This window comes from Streptomyces bikiniensis (assembly GCF_000716625.1).
GTDB classification, from domain to species: domain Bacteria; phylum Actinomycetota; class Actinomycetes; order Streptomycetales; family Streptomycetaceae; genus Streptomyces; species Streptomyces bikiniensis.
In genome coordinates this window covers 1-14110 of record NZ_JNXJ01000076.1, presented here as the reverse complement: position 1 = coordinate 14110, position 14110 = coordinate 1, and the positions used below count along the sequence as shown (strand labels likewise).

The 14110-nt window shown below is 73.6% G+C and carries 16 protein-coding genes and 1 pseudogene; 8 read left to right on the top strand and 9 right to left on the bottom strand.

Annotated elements, in window-relative coordinates; translation table 11 throughout:
• Positions 1-139: 139 nt before the first annotated feature.
• The gene (locus OO47_RS32180; protein ID WP_030222743.1) at positions 140-328 is read right to left on the bottom strand and encodes a hypothetical protein; all 189 of its coding nucleotides are present in this window, start codon (positions 326-328) and stop codon (positions 140-142) included.
• 349 nt (positions 329-677) lie between these two features.
• On the opposite strand from OO47_RS32180, the gene OO47_RS32175 reads away from it, so the two are divergent.
• Positions 678-2636: a HelD family protein gene (locus OO47_RS32175; protein WP_234323379.1), complete on the top strand. Its 1959-nt coding sequence runs from the start codon at positions 678-680 to the stop codon at positions 2634-2636.
• Between the two features lie 7 nt (positions 2637-2643).
• On the opposite strand, the gene OO47_RS32170 is transcribed toward OO47_RS32175, so the two are convergent.
• The 3 genes from OO47_RS32170 to OO47_RS32160 form a co-directional block, all read right to left on the bottom strand.
• Positions 2644-3537, bottom strand: coding sequence for an aminoglycoside phosphotransferase family protein (locus tag OO47_RS32170; RefSeq protein WP_030222740.1), 894 nt, complete (start codon positions 3535-3537; stop codon positions 2644-2646).
• Between the two features lie 146 nt (positions 3538-3683).
• Positions 3684-4394, bottom strand: coding sequence for a copper homeostasis protein CutC (locus tag OO47_RS32165; RefSeq protein WP_030222738.1), 711 nt, complete (start codon positions 4392-4394; stop codon positions 3684-3686).
• A 155-nt stretch (positions 4395-4549) separates the two neighbouring features.
• Positions 4550-4768: a hypothetical protein gene (locus tag OO47_RS32160; protein WP_030222735.1), complete on the bottom strand. Its 219-nt coding sequence runs from the start codon at positions 4766-4768 to the stop codon at positions 4550-4552.
• Between the two features lie 207 nt (positions 4769-4975).
• Between OO47_RS32160 and OO47_RS36685 the strand changes: the two genes are divergently transcribed.
• The 4 genes from OO47_RS36685 to OO47_RS38295 all read left to right on the top strand — a co-directional run bounded on the left by OO47_RS36685 (position 4976) and on the right by OO47_RS38295 (position 11080).
• On the top strand, positions 4976-5149 hold the full coding sequence (locus tag OO47_RS36685; protein ID WP_234323377.1) for a hypothetical protein: 174 nt from the start codon (positions 4976-4978) through the stop codon (positions 5147-5149).
• A gap of 121 nt (positions 5150-5270) precedes the next feature.
• Positions 5271-7547: a heavy metal translocating P-type ATPase gene (locus OO47_RS32155; protein ID WP_030222732.1), complete on the top strand. Its 2277-nt coding sequence runs from the start codon at positions 5271-5273 to the stop codon at positions 7545-7547.
• 383 nt (positions 7548-7930) lie between these two features.
• A complete protein-coding gene (locus tag OO47_RS32150; RefSeq protein WP_030222730.1) occupies positions 7931-8899 on the top strand; it encodes a GlxA family transcriptional regulator in 969 nt (322 codons plus the stop codon).
• A gap of 135 nt (positions 8900-9034) precedes the next feature.
• A complete protein-coding gene (locus OO47_RS38295; RefSeq protein WP_063831964.1) occupies positions 9035-11080 on the top strand; it encodes an eCIS core domain-containing protein in 2046 nt (681 codons plus the stop codon).
• Between the two features lie 37 nt (positions 11081-11117).
• Here the strand turns inward: OO47_RS38295 and OO47_RS32140 are convergent, their stop codons facing one another.
• Positions 11118-11441 (bottom strand): hypothetical protein, encoded by a 324-nt coding sequence (locus OO47_RS32140; RefSeq protein ID WP_158708740.1) that lies wholly within the window; start codon positions 11439-11441, stop codon positions 11118-11120.
• Positions 11442-11625: 184 nt separating this feature from the next.
• Here OO47_RS32140 and OO47_RS32135 point away from each other — a divergent pair, with 184 nt between their 5' ends.
• From OO47_RS32135 to OO47_RS32125, 3 genes are read left to right on the top strand one after another with little or no spacing between them, the layout of a single operon-like run.
• The gene (locus OO47_RS32135) at positions 11626-11970 is read left to right on the top strand and encodes a hypothetical protein (RefSeq protein WP_030222721.1); all 345 of its coding nucleotides are present in this window, start codon (positions 11626-11628) and stop codon (positions 11968-11970) included.
• A gap of 56 nt (positions 11971-12026) precedes the next feature.
• Positions 12027-12245, top strand: a complete 219-nt coding sequence (locus OO47_RS32130; RefSeq protein WP_030222718.1) for a type II toxin-antitoxin system VapB family antitoxin — start codon at positions 12027-12029, stop codon at positions 12243-12245.
• Complete coding sequence (locus OO47_RS32125; protein WP_030222715.1) at positions 12242-12649, top strand: PIN domain nuclease; 408 nt, start codon at positions 12242-12244, stop codon at positions 12647-12649. Before OO47_RS32130 ends, OO47_RS32125 begins: the two co-directional genes overlap by 4 nt.
• A gap of 10 nt (positions 12650-12659) precedes the next feature.
• Here OO47_RS32125 and OO47_RS32120 read toward each other — a convergent pair whose 3' ends face one another.
• The 4 genes and pseudogenes from OO47_RS32120 to OO47_RS36675 all read right to left on the bottom strand — a co-directional run.
• Positions 12660-12974: a DUF2087 domain-containing protein gene (locus OO47_RS32120; protein WP_030222712.1), complete on the bottom strand. Its 315-nt coding sequence runs from the start codon at positions 12972-12974 to the stop codon at positions 12660-12662.
• A gap of 77 nt (positions 12975-13051) precedes the next feature.
• Positions 13052-13243, bottom strand: coding sequence for a DUF397 domain-containing protein (locus OO47_RS32115; protein ID WP_030222707.1), 192 nt, complete (start codon positions 13241-13243; stop codon positions 13052-13054).
• Positions 13236-14000 (bottom strand): helix-turn-helix domain-containing protein, encoded by a 765-nt coding sequence (locus OO47_RS32110; RefSeq protein ID WP_234323378.1) that lies wholly within the window; start codon positions 13998-14000, stop codon positions 13236-13238. The genes OO47_RS32115 and OO47_RS32110 overlap by 8 nt, the downstream gene beginning before the upstream one ends.
• Positions 14001-14023: 23 nt before the next feature.
• A pseudogene (locus tag OO47_RS36675) lies at positions 14024-14110 on the bottom strand (IS5/IS1182 family transposase); the annotation flags it as partial.

Here is a 14110-nt window from a genome sequence, read left to right as displayed (position 1 = left end):
CGGTGGGGGCGGGGAGGTCGGTGGGGGCGGGGAGGTCGGCTGCGGGGTGCGTCGGCGTCGGCGTCGTCATGGGCCGATCACATCAAGGGGCGCCGGGGCGCGTCAGGCGTCGCCGTACTCAGCCGGGCGGGGCCCGTACTCAGGTGGACGTGCGCTCGGGCGCGTACCTCGGGCGGGGGTCTCGCACCCCCGCCTCCGGCGGGCCGTAGTCGCCGAGCAGGACGACTCCGGCCGCGGCGCCGCCGAAGGCGCGTATCGCGCGGAGGGCGAGGCCCACGCGGTGGAGGCGGGGGGCGGTGGTCACGAGGGTGAAGGTCGTCGCGGACATGTTTCCATCATGGAATCCGGACATTGCGAACACATCGGTCTGAGGTCCCGTCCGGGACGGGCCGGGGGTCCGACGTGAGAGCGACCTCGTCCCCTACGGGATGGAGACGGGCGGAATCCATTCGCCGCCTCCCGCCCCCAGGGTCTACACTCGCCAGCTTCCCCGCCTCCCCCGTGGAGAGCCGCCGCCCGGTCGGAAACCGGCGGCCACTTCGCCGTGTCCGCGCATCCGCCCCGGAGGCTCCGTCGTGTCCGTGTCCGTACCCGAAGTCGACCAGCCGTCGTCCGCCGACGATCCGCTCGCGCGCGAGCGCGCCCATCTGGCCGCCTCCCGCGCCGCCCTGCGCGCGATGCGCGAGGACGTGCAGGCGCTCGACATCAAGGACGTCACCGCGAACTGGGTGAACGCGGTCGTCCTGGAGCGGCAGATCGAGGACCGGATCAAGGCGCTGGCCGACCTGGCCGGGACACCGCTCTTCTTCGGGCGGCTCGACTACCTGCACACCGCGCAGGAGGGGCAGCGGTTCTACATCGGGCGGCGGCACGTGCACGACGCCGACGGCGATCCGATGGTGATCGACTGGCGCGCCCCGGTGTCGCAGCCGTTCTACCGGGCCTCGCGCAAGGACACGCAGGACGTGGGGCTGCGGCGCCGCTTCGGCTACACGGGCGGCGAGCTCACGGCGTACGAGGACGAGCACCTGTCCGACCCGGAGGAGCTGGAGCGCACGAGCCGGCTGCTCCAGGCGGAGATCGAGCGGCCGCGCGTGGGTCCCATGCGGGACATCGTGGCGACGATCCAGCCCGAGCAGGACGAGATCGTCCGGTCCGACCTGTCGGGGTCGGTGTGCGTGCAGGGAGGGCCCGGGACCGGCAAGACGGCCGTGGGCCTGCACCGCGTCGCGTACCTCCTCTACGCGCACCGGGAGCGGCTGGCCCGCACCGGGACCCTGGTCGTCGGGCCGAACCGCTCCTTCCTCCAGTACATCGAGCAGGTCCTTCCCGCGCTCGGAGAGTTGGAGGTCAAGCAGGCGACGGTGGACGATCTCGTGGCGCACGTCGAGGTGCGCGGGACGGACGCGGCGGCGACGGCGGTCGTGAAGGGCGACGCCCGGATGGCGGAGGTGCTGCGGCGGGCGGTCCGCTCGCACGTGAGGCTGCCGGAGGAGTCCCTGATGGTGGTGCGCGGCTCGCGCCGCTGGCGGGTCCCGGCGTACGAGATCGAGGAGATCGTGCGGGAGCTGCTGGACCGGGACATCCGGTACGGGGCGGCCCGCGAGGCGCTTCCGCAGCGGATCGCGCACGCCGTGCTCGTACGGATGGAGCAGGCGGGCGAGGCGCCGGACGACCGGGTGCAGAACGCGGTGGCGCGCAACGCGGCGGTGAAGGCGGTCGTGAAGGAGTGCTGGCCGCCGGTGGACCCGGCGAAGCTGGTGCTGCGGCTGCTGAGCGACGCGGAGTTCCTGGCGGAGCACGCCGAGGGGGTGCTGACGGAGGACGAGCAGAAGCTGCTGCTGTGGGAGAAGCCGGGCCGGAGCGTGAGGACGGCGAAGTGGTCGGCGGCGGACGCGGTGCTCGTGGACGAGGCGAAGGACCTGGTGGAGCGGACGCACTCGCTCGGGCACGTGGTCCTGGACGAGGCGCAGGACCTGTCCCCCATGCAGTACCGGGCGGTGGGGCGGCGCTGCACGACCGGTTCGGCCACCGTCCTCGGCGACCTGGCGCAGGGGACCACGCCGTGGGCGACGGAGAGCTGGGCGCAGGCGCTCGGGCACCTGGGGAAGCCGGAGGCGGTGGTCGAGGAGCTGACGGCCGGCTTCCGCGTGCCGCGCGAGGTCATCGCGTACGCCTCGCGGCTGCTTCCGCACATGTCGCCGGGGCTCGCGCCGGTGGAGTCGGTGCGGGAGAACCCGGGGTCGCTGGAGATCCGGCACAGTCGCGCGGAGGACCTGGACGCCGCCGTGGTCGCGGCCTGCGTCGAGGCGCTGGGGCACGAGGGCTCGATCGGTCTGATCGCCGCCGACGCGCGGATCGCGCCGCTCGCGGAGGCGCTGGCGGAGGCGGGCCTCGCGCACCTCTCGCCCGGCGAGGAGACGACGGCCGAGTCCCGTCTGACCCTGGTCCCGGCGTCGCTCGCGAAGGGTCTGGAGTACGACTACGTGGTCCTGGACGAGCCGGCGGCGGTCGTCGACGGCGAACCCGACGGGCGGACGGGCCTGCGTCGCCTGTACGTGGCGCTGACGCGTGCCGTGTCGGGCCTGACGGTGGTTCACTCCGCTCCCGTTCCGGAGCAGTTGGGGGAGGCGTGACCGTCCGCTAGGGGAAGTCCGCCAGGGCCTCGGTCCGGGTGCGGCGGGCGACCGTCGCCAGGACCGGGTTCTTCTCCCGGTAGTACGCCTCGGTGACGACGCCCCAGCACAGGGCCCAGCCGCGGCCCCGGGCCCAGGTGGCGTCGTCCACGCGGGAGGCCTCGCGGAAGAGGGGGCGGGTGTCGGCGGTGAGGAGCGACCAGGCGGCCATCATGTCGCAGGCCGGGTCGCCCGTGCCGAGGCCGCCGAAGTCGATGACGGCGTGCAGGCGTCCGTCGCGGGTGAGGAGGTTGCCGGGGAGCAGGTCGGCGTGGACCCAGACGGGTGCGCCCCGCCATTGCGGGAGGCGGAGCACCGCTTCCCAGGCTTCCGTGACAGCGGCGGCGTCGAGCGTGCCGTCCCCGCCGAGGGCCGCGATCGCCGGGAGCATGGCGCCCTCCTCCCAGCCGGTGACCGGGCCGCCCCGGAAGGACCTCGGGCCGCCGGTCGCGTCCACCGCGCGCAGGGAGACGCCGAAGCGGCCCAGCTCGACGGCGGCGTGGGCGGGATCGGTGATCGGGGCGTTGTACGCGTCGTCCCCGTCGAGCCACCGGTACACCGTCCAGGGCCGGCCGAAGCCCTCCCCCGGTACGCCGTGTCCGACGGGCTCGGGGACGGGGAGCGTCAGGTGCGGGGCGAGGCGCGGCAGCCAGTACCGCTCCTTCTCGGCCTGCCCCTCGGCCCACTCGGCCTTCGGCAGGCGTACGGCGAGGTCGTCCCCGAGCCGGAACATGGCGTTGTCCGTCCCCGCCGAGTCCACGGCCCGCACGGGCAGGTGCGCCCACGCGGGGAACTGCGCGGCGACCAGACGCCGGACGAGGGCGGTGCCGACGGCGGGGGAGGCGGCGTGGGAGGCGGACATGCGGGCGAGGCTAGTCGTCCGCGTGCGGCGGGGGCGATGGGTTTTTCCCGCGCGTTTCCGGTGCCGGGACGGGTTGGGCTGGGCCGGGCCGAGTTGGGCCGGGCCGGGGGTTTACGGTCGCGCCCCGGCCCGTCGGGCCCCGTCCGTCAGGACCCCAGGGGCGCGTCCACCGCCTCGCGCCACGTGCGGACCGCGTCGGCCGAGACCGGGGCCGTCCAGCCCTCGGGACGGGCCGCGCCGCCGATGTGGAAGGCGTCGAGGCCGGCCGCGCGCAGTTCGGGGAGGTGGTCGAGGCGGAGGCCGCCGCCGACGAGGATGCGGGCCTCGTAGCCGGGCTCGCCCGCCCGGGCGGCCTCGGCCTTGAGGGTGGCGAGGCCGTCGTCGACGCCGGTGGCGGAGCCGGCCGTGAGGTAGGTGTCGAGGCCGGGCAGGTCCGCGAGGCCCTTGCGCAGGCCGTCGCGGTCGGCGGCGCGGTCGATCGCCCGGTGGAAGGTCCAGCGGCAGCCGTCGAGGACGGCGATCAGCCGCTCGACGGCGACCAGGTCCGGTTCGCCGTCGGGGGTGAGGAAGCCGAGGACGAACTCGTCCGCGCCCGCCTCCCGGAGGTCGGCGGCGCGCGTCACGAGGGCGTCGACGCCCTCGGGGCCGCCCGCCGAGAAACCGTCGGTGAGCCGGAGCATCACGCGCAGCGGGATGTCGACGGCGGCGCGGATCGCGGCGAACCCGGCCCCGGACGGGGTGAGCCCGTCCGCCGCCATGTCGGTGACGAGTTCGAGCCGGTCGGCGCCGCCGGTCTGGGCGGCGACCGCGTCCTGCTCGTCGAGGGCGATCACCTCAAGGACTGCACGGTTGCTCATCGAAGCCCATTCCTCCATGAATGACGGCTATAGGTCTAGTCCAATGACCAGCCTAGCCGTGCTCGCGGCCGCCCGCACCGTGCTCGGCCTCACCATCTGCGGAAACGGCTACCCCGGAACCGGCCGCCCGTACCGCGGGGACCGCCGTCCGCGCCTCAGCCTCCGTGTCCCGCGTGCCCTCCACCCTCGTGGCCCGCGTGCCCTCCACCCTCGTGGACCGTGCCCCCCTCGCCCCCGGGGACCGCGGGTCCGTCGACCGCCGGGGCCTTCGCGGGAGCGTCGAAGGGGCCGACGGCCGCACCGACCCCGTACGCGGCCCCGAAGGTCGCGGCGAGCACGGCGGCAAAGGCGGCGATCTTCACACCGGTGTTCATGGCTGCTCTCCCATAGGTCGTCCGTGGGTGGCGCGGACGGGTACGCAAGGAACCGCCCGATACACTTCACCATACCCCTGGGGGGTATTAAATCAAACCCGTGATCCGCTTGCCCCTGATACGGGCGGGGGGTATACATGGAGGCATGGGAAGGTACCCCCCTAGGGTATCCCGCGACAGAGAACGACAGAGACGGAGGAGGAAGTCATGGGCTCCTGCTGCACCCCCGACCACGGCTGTTCGACCGGCACGGACGGCACGGACGGCACCGATGGTGCGGGCGGTACGGCCGTCGCCGGCGGCCTGGTGACCGTGACCACCGGCGCCGCGCCCGACGACGCCGCGATCGCCGCGGCCGTCGACGACGCGGCTACGAGCTGACCGGCCGCGTCTGACCGGCCCCGGTCCACCGCCCGCTCCGGCCGCCGGGGCCGCCCCGCCCGGACCCCGGCCCCGGACCCGTACACCTCGTCCACCCCGTACCCCACGAGGAGCAGAGCCCATGGCAACGACGACATCCGGCACGGCTCAGGTCGAGCTCGCCATCGGCGGCATGACCTGCGCCTCGTGCGCGGCCCGCATCGAGAAGAAGCTCAACCGCATGGACGGGGTCGAGGCCACCGTCAACTACGCCACCGAGAAGGCGAAGGTCACCTTCGACGCGGGCGTCGGCGTCGCCGACCTCATCGCCACCGTCGAGGCCACCGGCTACACCGCCGCCGAACCCGAACCCCCGGGGGACGGGGCCGCCGACGCCCACGACGCCGACGAGGAGCGGGCCGAGGAGGAGCGGGCCGACGAGGAGCTGCGGCCCCTCCGGCAGCGGCTCGTCACCGCCGTCGTCCTCGCCGTCCCCGTCATCGCGATGGCCATGGTCCCGGCCCTGCAGTTCGAGTACTGGCAGTGGCTGAGCCTCACGCTCGCCGCGCCGGTCGTCGTCTACGCCGCCTGGCCCTTCCACAGGGCCGCCTGGACCAACGCCAAGCACGGCGCGGCCACCATGGACACCCTGATCTCGGTCGGTACGGGTGCCGCGTTCCTGTGGTCGCTGTGGGCGCTGTTCTTCGGCACCGCCGGCACGCCCGGCATGACGCACCCCTTCGAGTTCACGATCGCCCGCACCGACGGCGCCGGGAACATCTACCTGGAGGCCGCCGCGGGCGTCACCGCCTTCATCCTGGCCGGCCGGTACTTCGAGGCCCGCTCCAAGCGGAAGGCGGGCGCCGCCCTCAAGGCCCTGATGCGGCTGGGCGCCAAGGAGGTCACCGTCCTGAAGGACGGCCGGGAGGTCACCGTACCGACCGCCGGGCTCCGGGTCGGGGACCGCTTCCTGGTCCGCCCCGGCGAGAAGATCGCCACCGACGGCACCGTGGTCGAGGGCTCGTCCGCCGTGGACGCCTCCATGCTCACCGGCGAGTCCGTCCCGGTCGAGGTCGGCGTCGGGGACGCCGTCACCGGCGCCACCCTGAACGCCGGCGGCCGGCTCGTGGTCGAGGCCACCCGCGTCGGCTCCGACACCCAGCTCGCCCGGATGGCGAAGCTGGTCGAGGACGCGCAGAACGGCAAGGCCGCCGCCCAGCGCCTCGCCGACCGCATCTCGGCCGTCTTCGTGCCGGTCGTCATCGCGCTCGCCCTCGGCACCCTCGGCTTCTGGCTCGGCAGCGGGCAGGGCCTCACCGCCGCGTTCACCGCCGCCGTCGCCGTCCTGATCATCGCCTGCCCGTGCGCCCTGGGGCTGGCCACCCCCACCGCCCTCATGGTCGGGACCGGGCGCGGCGCGCAGCTCGGCATCCTCATCAAGGGCCCCGAGGTCCTGGAGACCACCCGCCGGGTCGACACGATCGTCCTGGACAAGACCGGCACCGTCACCACCGGCCGGATGACCCTCCTCGCGGTCCACACCGCCGACGACGTGGACGAGAAGGACGCGCTGCGGCTCGCGGGCGCCCTGGAGCACTCCTCCGAGCACCCGATCGCCCGGGCGGTCGCCACCGGCGCGGCCGACCGGGTCGGCACCCTGCCCGTGCCCGAGGACTTCGCGAACGTCCCCGGCCTCGGCGTGCAGGGCGTGGTCGAGGGCCACGCGGTCCTCGTCGGCCGCGAGAAGCTCCTGGAGGAGTGGGCGATGACCCTCCCGGCCGGCCTCAAGGCGGCGAAGGGCGCGGCCGAGGCGGCGGGGCGGACCGCCGTCACGGTCGCCTGGGACGGGGAGGCGCGCGCGGTCCTGGAGGTCGCGGACGCCGTCAAGGACACCAGCGCCGAGGCGATCCGGCGGCTGCGCGGGCTCGGCCTCACCCCGATCCTGCTCACCGGCGACAACCGGGCGGTCGCGGAGGCGGTCGCCGACGAGGTCGGCATCGACGAGGTGATCGCGGAGGTCATGCCGCAGGACAAGGTCGACGTCGTCATGAGCCTCCAGGAGGAGGGCCGTTCGGTCGCCATGGTCGGCGACGGCGTGAACGACGCCGCCGCGCTCGCCCAGGCCGACCTGGGCCTGGCGATGGGCACGGGCACGGACGCCGCCATCGAGGCCGGCGACCTGACCCTCGTACGGGGGGACCTGCGGGCGGCGGCCGACGCGATCCGGCTCTCCCGCCGGACCCTCGGCACGATCCGCTCGAACCTCTTCTGGGCCTTCGCCTACAACGTGGCGGCGCTGCCGCTCGCCGCGGCCGGCCTGCTCAACCCGATGATCGCGGGCGCGGCCATGGCCTTCTCGTCGGTCTTCGTGGTCGGCAACAGCCTGCGGCTGCGGGGGTTCAGGGCGGCGGAGGGCTGAGGGGGCGGGGAGGCGTACGGGGTCGGCCTCTTGGGCGTACGGGGTCGGTCCCGTGGGCGTATGGGGTCGGCCCCTTGGGCGTACGAGGTCGGTCCCGTGGGCGTATGGGGTCGGCCCCTTGGGCGTACGAGGTCGGTCCCGTGGGCGTACGGGATCGGCCCCTTGGGCGTACGAGGGAGGGGGCGGGCGACGGGGGCACGGGAGTACGGCTCCTCGGCCTGGGTCCGTGTACGGGCCTGGGCCCGGGCCCGTACACGGGCATACGGCTCCCCGGCTCCATGCAGCGGTTCCGGAGCCCCGGCTCCGTACGGCACCTCCGGGCCCGGGCTCCGGCTCCGTACAGCGGCTCCGAGGCACGGGTCCCCGCTCCGTACACTCCCCGCATGACTTCTGTGGCGCTGGCGGTCCACGACGGGACGATGCTCTTCGAGACCGCGGCGGCCTGCGAGGTGTTCGGTGTGGACCGGGGGATCACCGGGCGCTGGTACGACTTCAAGGTCTGCGCGGCGCGGGACACCGCCGCCGCCCGGGTCGGCGGCTGGCTCCGGATCGACGCCCCGCACGGCCTCGACGCCCTCGCCGCCGCGGACACCGTGATCGTCCCGTCCTGCTCCGACGTCGACGCCGCCCCGCCCGCCGACCTCCTGGAGGCCGTGCGCACGGCGCACGCGCGGGGCGCGCGGATCGTGTCGCTGTGCACGGGGGCGTTCGTCCTGGCGGCCGCGGGCGTCCTGGACGGCCGGCGCGCCACCACCCACTGGGCGCACACCGAGGACCTGGCGGCCCGTCACCCCCGGGTCGAGGTCGAACCGGACGTCCTCTACGTCGAGGACGGCAACGTCCTGACCTCGGCGGGCAAGGCCGCCGGGATGGACCTGTGCCTGCACCTGGTCGGCGCCGACCACGGGGCCGCCGTCGCCGCCGAGCTGGCCCGCCGCCTCCTGGTCCCGGCCCGCCGCGCGGGCGGCCAGGCGCAGTACGTCGCCGCGCCGACGTCCGCCGAGACCGCCGACGCCTTCGCGGACCTCCTCGCCTGGGCGGGCGCCCGGCTCGACGAGCCCCTGACGGTCCCCGACCTCGCCCGCCGGATGAACATGAGCACCCGGACCCTGACCCGGCGCTTCACCGCCACCACCGGTACGACCCCGCTGCGCTGGCTGCACACCCAGCGCATCCACCGGGCCCAGGAACTCCTGGAGACCACGGACGACAGCGTCGAACTCGTCGCCGCCCGCACGGGCATGGGCACGGCGACGACCCTGCGCCGCCACTTCCACAACGCGCTGGGGGTGCCGCCGGACACGTACCGGCGCACGTTCCGGAGCGCGGTGCGGAGCACGGAGGCCCCCTGACGCACCGGGGTCTGCCCCTACGGGCAGCCCCGGCTGCCCCCGGGTACCTGGCCACGGGCCGCGGCCGCCTTGTATCCAGGTACCGAGGTGCACCGAGGTGCCACGAACGGCCATGTCCCCGCGCGAAGAGGTCCCATGCGAGCCCACGAGAACGCCCGAGAGCCCGCCGCCGGAACCGGCCGCGCGCCGACGCGCGCCACCGCCTCCGACACCGCCGGGACCGCGCGCGCCCGGGAACTCCTCGCCCTCCAGGGGAGCGCCGGGAACGAGGCCGTCGTCCAACTGCTCCGCCGAGCCGGCCACTCCTGGGCCCGGGAGGAGCACCGGCACGGGGCGGGCTGCGGCCACCAGGGGGCGACGGGGGCCGAACGGCCCGAGGCCGTACAGCGGTCCGAGGCCGTACAGCGGTCCGCAGCCGTGCAGCAGTCCGCGGCCGTACAGCGGTCCACGGCCGTACAGCAGTCCGCGGCCGTGCAGCGGTCCACGGCCGTACAACAGCCCGCGGCCGTACAGCGCTCCGCCGTCCACGACGTCCTGCGCACCCCCGGGCGCCCGCTGGACGACGCCACGCGCGCCGACATGGAGGCCCGGCTCGGCGCGGACTTCTCCGACGTCCGCGTCCACGACGACGGCGCCGCGAGGGCGTCGGCGGCCGAGGTCGGCGCCCGCGCGTACACGTCCGGCAGTCACGTCGTCATCGGGGACGGCGGCGGCGACCGGCACACCCTCGCCCACGAACTGACCCACGTCATCCAGCAGCGCCGGGGACCCGTCGCGGGCACCGACGACGGCGGCGGGCTGCGGATCAGCGACCCCTCCGACCGGTACGAGCGCGAGGCCGAGGCGAACGCGACCCGGGTGATGTCGCGTCCGGCACCGGACAGGGCGGTACCGCAGGAACCGGACCACCGGGAGGCGCGCCCCGCCGCCCCGTCCCCGTCGGTCCAACGGATGATGACCCCCGAGGAGTTCAAGGAGGAGACGTCCGTCCCCGGCAAGGTCCGCGGCAGGTCGACCGTCACGGAGGTCGACCGGGGCCTGGAGGAGTACAACTCGCTCGGCCGCGACCTGGCGGCGCAGCTGGCGGCGCTCACCCGGCTCGTCGATCTGTGCCGGACGTACATGGAGGGGAGGGAGGCGTCGCCGCGGTACGCCGGGGTGGAGAAGCTGCGCGGCGAGGCCGCCGCCGAACTGGGGCTGCTGGAGACCGTGCCGAAGGAACTCCCCCGCGCGCGGACCGACGGCACGGCGGACTCCGACGCGGAGGTCGCCCGGGTCTTCCGGGAGCTGCTGGCCCACGCGGACAAGCTCATGGGGCCGGGCGGCCGGAACGCGACGTTCGCCGACCACATGAACCGCCTGAACATCCCGGGCGAGGCGCAGGCCACCGCCCGCATGCTCACCGTCGGCGGGTTCGACTCCCTCATGCGCACCTTCGTCGGAAAGCTGGAGGAGATGCGGGGCGACCCGCTGCTGCCGGCCGTCACGCGCCGGGTGCTGGAGGAGATCCTGCCGCTGGCGGATGCGGTCGACTTCATCCGGCCGATCTCGTCCCTCGGCATGACGGCGGCCCCGCCCTACCGGAGCGGCGCGGGACCCGACCGGCGCTACACCTTCAACGTGGACACCCAGGCGCGCGGGGGAACCTCCTTCCTCCTCGGGCACATGGCCCACGAACTCACCCACGTCGCGGCGCACCGGGCCTACGCGGCCACGGACGCCATGCTGCTGGCCCCCTACACCTCCACCCCGGAGGCCGTGGGGGAGATCGCGAGGGCCCGCAAGGCGACGCTGAAGTCCCTGGCCGACGCGCTGGCGAAGGAGTCGGACCTCTTCAACGAGAACCAGTACTCCCTCCTGAGGGAGAAGGTGGAGTACGGCGGCGGGGCGGGCAAGCTCGAGAAGTACGCGACCAACTACCACAGGGCGGGAAAGCTGAGCGACGCGGAGCGGGACACGGTGCTCACCTGGGAGCGGGCGGCCGGGGACGCCTCCGCGACCCTCGTCGAGTACGACACCGTCCTCAACCAGATGCTGATCTACCTCCACATGTGGGAGACCCCTCGCGACAGCGTCTTCTACACCCTGCTGCTGGACGCGGCCCACCGGGCCACCACCGACCGCGACACGGCGCGCGAGGCCCTGCGGAACGCCCAGCAGCAGGAGGGCGCCGCGCAGTGACCGGGCGTCCCCGTCCTCCGGCCGGGGCGCGGGCGCACTACCTGGTGACGATCCGTGCGACCGCGACGGCGACGCCGAGGTGGGCGGTGACGAGCACGAACCGTTCGTAGGCGCCGAGGCGTGGACGGTGGCGGGCCATGAGACGCCAGTCGTGGGCCCCGAGCGCGACGGCGAACAGGAGCAGCGGGGCCCACAGGAGGGCCCACCAGGACCAGACCCCGCCGAGCCTCAGCACGGCGCACGCGATCGCGGCGAGCAGGCCCGTCACGTACCAGTTCGGCTTCTCCGCGTCCGCCGTGCCGCCCTCCCCCGCGCCGCCCTCCGGCACCGTCGCCGGAACGCTTCCTTCTTCCGCTCGCATCCGCTTCCACTCCCCCGTACGCAGGTCGACGTGCAGCCCCGGAAACGGCCTGGTCAGGGCCTTTCGGGCTGTACCGGCAACGTAACCCGGCGCGTTCACCCGGTCAAAGGGCCTTCGGGGCGGGGCTTTCGTGACGAGGTGCGTTCGGGGAGCGGCGTTCCCGGTGCGTCCCTAGGATCGCCCCATGGCCTCTCACCCCTCCTCCCGCCCGGGGAACCCGTCCCTGTCCCTCTGGTCCCGGGACTCGTTCCTCTCCATCGGCTCGGTGGGCTCGTTCCTCTCCGTCGGTTCCGTGGGTTCGATGCTCTCCATCGGCTCGGTGGGCTCCTTCCTCTCCGTCGGATCCGTCGGCTCCGCCCACTCGTTCGCCTCGATCGGCTCCTGGGCGAGCGTCGGCTCGGTCGGCTCGGCCCTCTCGATCGGCTCCGTCCTCTCCTGGCGCTCGCGCGGCGGGGTCCTGGCGGCGGGGACGCTCGTGGGGCTGGCCGGAGCGGCCGTCCTGGTCTCGGGGGCGCGGCGGGGCCGGTGACGGGGGCGGCGATATATACTGGGCGCCGCCGGATATACGACCTGCCGGAGGCGCTCATGTCCAAGACCCTGATCGACATCGACGAAGCGGCACTCGCCTTCGCGCAGCGACAGCTCGGCACCAGGACCAAGCGGGACACCATCAACCGCGCGCTGACGATAGCGGCGTCGATCAGCGCGGACGACCGCGCCCGGGCGCTGCGGTGGCTCCAGGAGAACGCCGAGGACTTCCTCGACTTCGACTTCCTGGAGGAAGAGGAGCGGTCCGGCCGGTGAACTACCTTGCCGACACGTCGGCCGTGTGGCGCATCCTGCGTCGGCAGGTGGGCGATCCCTGGCCGAGCCGTGTGGCACGTGGCCAGGTCTCCCTCTGCCCGCCGGTCGAGGCGGAACTCATGCGGGCGCTGCGCTCCGACCGCGACCACGAGCCGTTCACCACCATGCTGAACCAGTCCTTCACCTGGGTCCCGGCCCCGGAGGATCCTTGGCCCGAGGTCATCGCCGTGCAGCGGGACCTGCTCGCGATCGGACATCACCGCGGGCCGTCGCCGATGGACGTCCTGATCGCGCTCACGGCCGAGCGACACCGGCTGACCCTGCTGCACGTGGACGACGACTTCGCCGCCATCGCCAAGGTACGACCGGGCATCGACATGGTCCGGCTGCTGCCCGACGCCTGACCGCCCGCCGTCACGCGACGGCGGGGATCGCGCCTCCCGGGGTGCCGGTCCGCTGCTGTCGGCGGTAGGCGGCGCCGTCCTTCGTACGGGAGAGGAACCCGCCGGTCACGAGGTAGCGGCGCAGGGCCGGGAAGTCCTCGTGCACGCCCTTCAGCGCCTCGTTGACCTCGGGCTCGCGGTAGTCGCGGCCGGTCTCGAAGAGGGATGCGGCGAGGTGCGCGAGCAGCGCCTCGCGGCGGGCGGCCCGGCGTGGGATCGCCTTGAGGCGCCCGTCGGCGGCGAACAGGTCCGCGACGGAGGCGGGGGAAGGGGGGTGACTGGTCATGGACGAGGAGCCTGACGCCCGCACCCCGCCCGCCGCAAAGGGTTTTCGACCGGCCGGCACCCGTGGACCGGAAGGGATCAGACCGTGTGCGCCCGCGCGAACGCGGTGAAGGCGGACCAGGCGGCCGGGGTGGCGGTCAGCTCGCCCTTGGCATGGTCCTTGGTGTCCCGGACGTGGACGAGGGGGAGGTTGTCGGCGACCTCGACGCAGGCGTCGTTGGTGTTGCCGCTGTACGTGCTCTTGTGCCAGTTCGGAGAGGTCTCAGTCATCGTGTTCCTTCGCAATGGCACGCATCAGTTCGAGAGACGCCCGGACGCTCAGGGCATCCTGTTGCAGCAGATCATAGACCCGCTGAAACTGCAGGACCTCGGTGCGATCCTCGGTGTAACTGCCCGTGCTGAAACCCTCCGTGTACGCGCCCCGCTCGCCCTTCGGGAGGGTGAGGAGCGCGAAGGAACCGGCTACGGGCACACCGCGCATGGGAAACACCTGGATGTTCACGTTGGGGCGCTCGCACATGGCGAGCAGGTGCTCGATCTGCTCCCGCATCGCCTGCCTGCCTCCGGTTTCACGACGTAGGCAGGCCTCGTCCAGAACGGTCATCATCCAGGGCGGATCGGGCCGTTCGAGGACGGCCTGTCGTTCCAGGCGGCCCTGCACGTAGTCACCGATCAGGCTCGGAGCACCCGCGAGTCCGGCTTCCATCGCTCCGCGCGCGTAGCCGGCGGTCTGGAGCAGTCCCGGCACGACGATGGAGAACTCGTGGATGGCGGTGGCTTCGAGCTGGCGCCGCAGATAGGTCTTCGCGTAGTCGCGGACGCTCTGCTGGCTCACGATCTTCACCAGGTTCACCAAGGAGTCGGGCGCGAGCTGGAGCACCACTTCCAGTTTCTTCGCCAAGTCCCGGTCCGGCGGATCCTCACCCCGCTCGATCTCGGAGATCCGAGTGGTGCTGCTGAAGACCTTCGCCGCCAGATACGTCTGCGTCCATTCACGCCCGAGCGCGAGCCGGGCCTCGCGGACCATGTTCCCGAGGTACTGAGCGTTTTTCATCCTCGGTCTGAGCTGGCCAGATGCAGGGTGAGGACGGCTTGAACGAGGGCGGTGATGCGTGTGGTGGAACACCGCAGCTTCCG

What these genes read in the sequence shown, in the direction of transcription:
- OO47_RS32180 (WP_030222743.1), bottom strand. Translation starts at nt 328, where the DNA reads ATGTCCGCGACGACCTTCACCCTCGTGACCACCGCCCCCCGCCTCCAC.
- OO47_RS32175 (WP_234323379.1), top strand. Translation starts at nt 678, where the DNA reads ATGCGCGAGGACGTGCAGGCGCTCGACATCAAGGACGTCACCGCGAAC.
- OO47_RS32170 (WP_030222740.1), bottom strand. Translation starts at nt 3,537, where the DNA reads ATGTCCGCCTCCCACGCCGCCTCCCCCGCCGTCGGCACCGCCCTCGTC.
- OO47_RS32165 (WP_030222738.1), bottom strand. Translation starts at nt 4,394, where the DNA reads ATGAGCAACCGTGCAGTCCTTGAGGTGATCGCCCTCGACGAGCAGGAC.
- OO47_RS32160 (WP_030222735.1), bottom strand. Translation starts at nt 4,768, where the DNA reads ATGAACACCGGTGTGAAGATCGCCGCCTTTGCCGCCGTGCTCGCCGCG.
- OO47_RS36685 (WP_234323377.1), top strand. Translation starts at nt 4,976, where the DNA reads ATGGGCTCCTGCTGCACCCCCGACCACGGCTGTTCGACCGGCACGGAC.
- OO47_RS32155 (WP_030222732.1), top strand. Translation starts at nt 5,271, where the DNA reads ATGGCAACGACGACATCCGGCACGGCTCAGGTCGAGCTCGCCATCGGC.
- OO47_RS32150 (WP_030222730.1), top strand. Translation starts at nt 7,931, where the DNA reads ATGACTTCTGTGGCGCTGGCGGTCCACGACGGGACGATGCTCTTCGAG.
- OO47_RS38295 (WP_063831964.1), top strand. Translation starts at nt 9,035, where the DNA reads ATGCGAGCCCACGAGAACGCCCGAGAGCCCGCCGCCGGAACCGGCCGC.
- OO47_RS32140 (WP_158708740.1), bottom strand. Translation starts at nt 11,441, where the DNA reads ATGCGAGCGGAAGAAGGAAGCGTTCCGGCGACGGTGCCGGAGGGCGGC.
- OO47_RS32135 (WP_030222721.1), top strand. Translation starts at nt 11,626, where the DNA reads ATGGCCTCTCACCCCTCCTCCCGCCCGGGGAACCCGTCCCTGTCCCTC.
- OO47_RS32130 (WP_030222718.1), top strand. Translation starts at nt 12,027, where the DNA reads ATGTCCAAGACCCTGATCGACATCGACGAAGCGGCACTCGCCTTCGCG.
- OO47_RS32120 (WP_030222712.1), bottom strand. Translation starts at nt 12,974, where the DNA reads ATGACCAGTCACCCCCCTTCCCCCGCCTCCGTCGCGGACCTGTTCGCC.
- OO47_RS32115 (WP_030222707.1), bottom strand. Translation starts at nt 13,243, where the DNA reads ATGACTGAGACCTCTCCGAACTGGCACAAGAGCACGTACAGCGGCAAC.
- OO47_RS32110 (WP_234323378.1), bottom strand. Translation starts at nt 14,000, where the DNA reads ATGGTCCGCGAGGCCCGGCTCGCGCTCGGGCGTGAATGGACGCAGACG.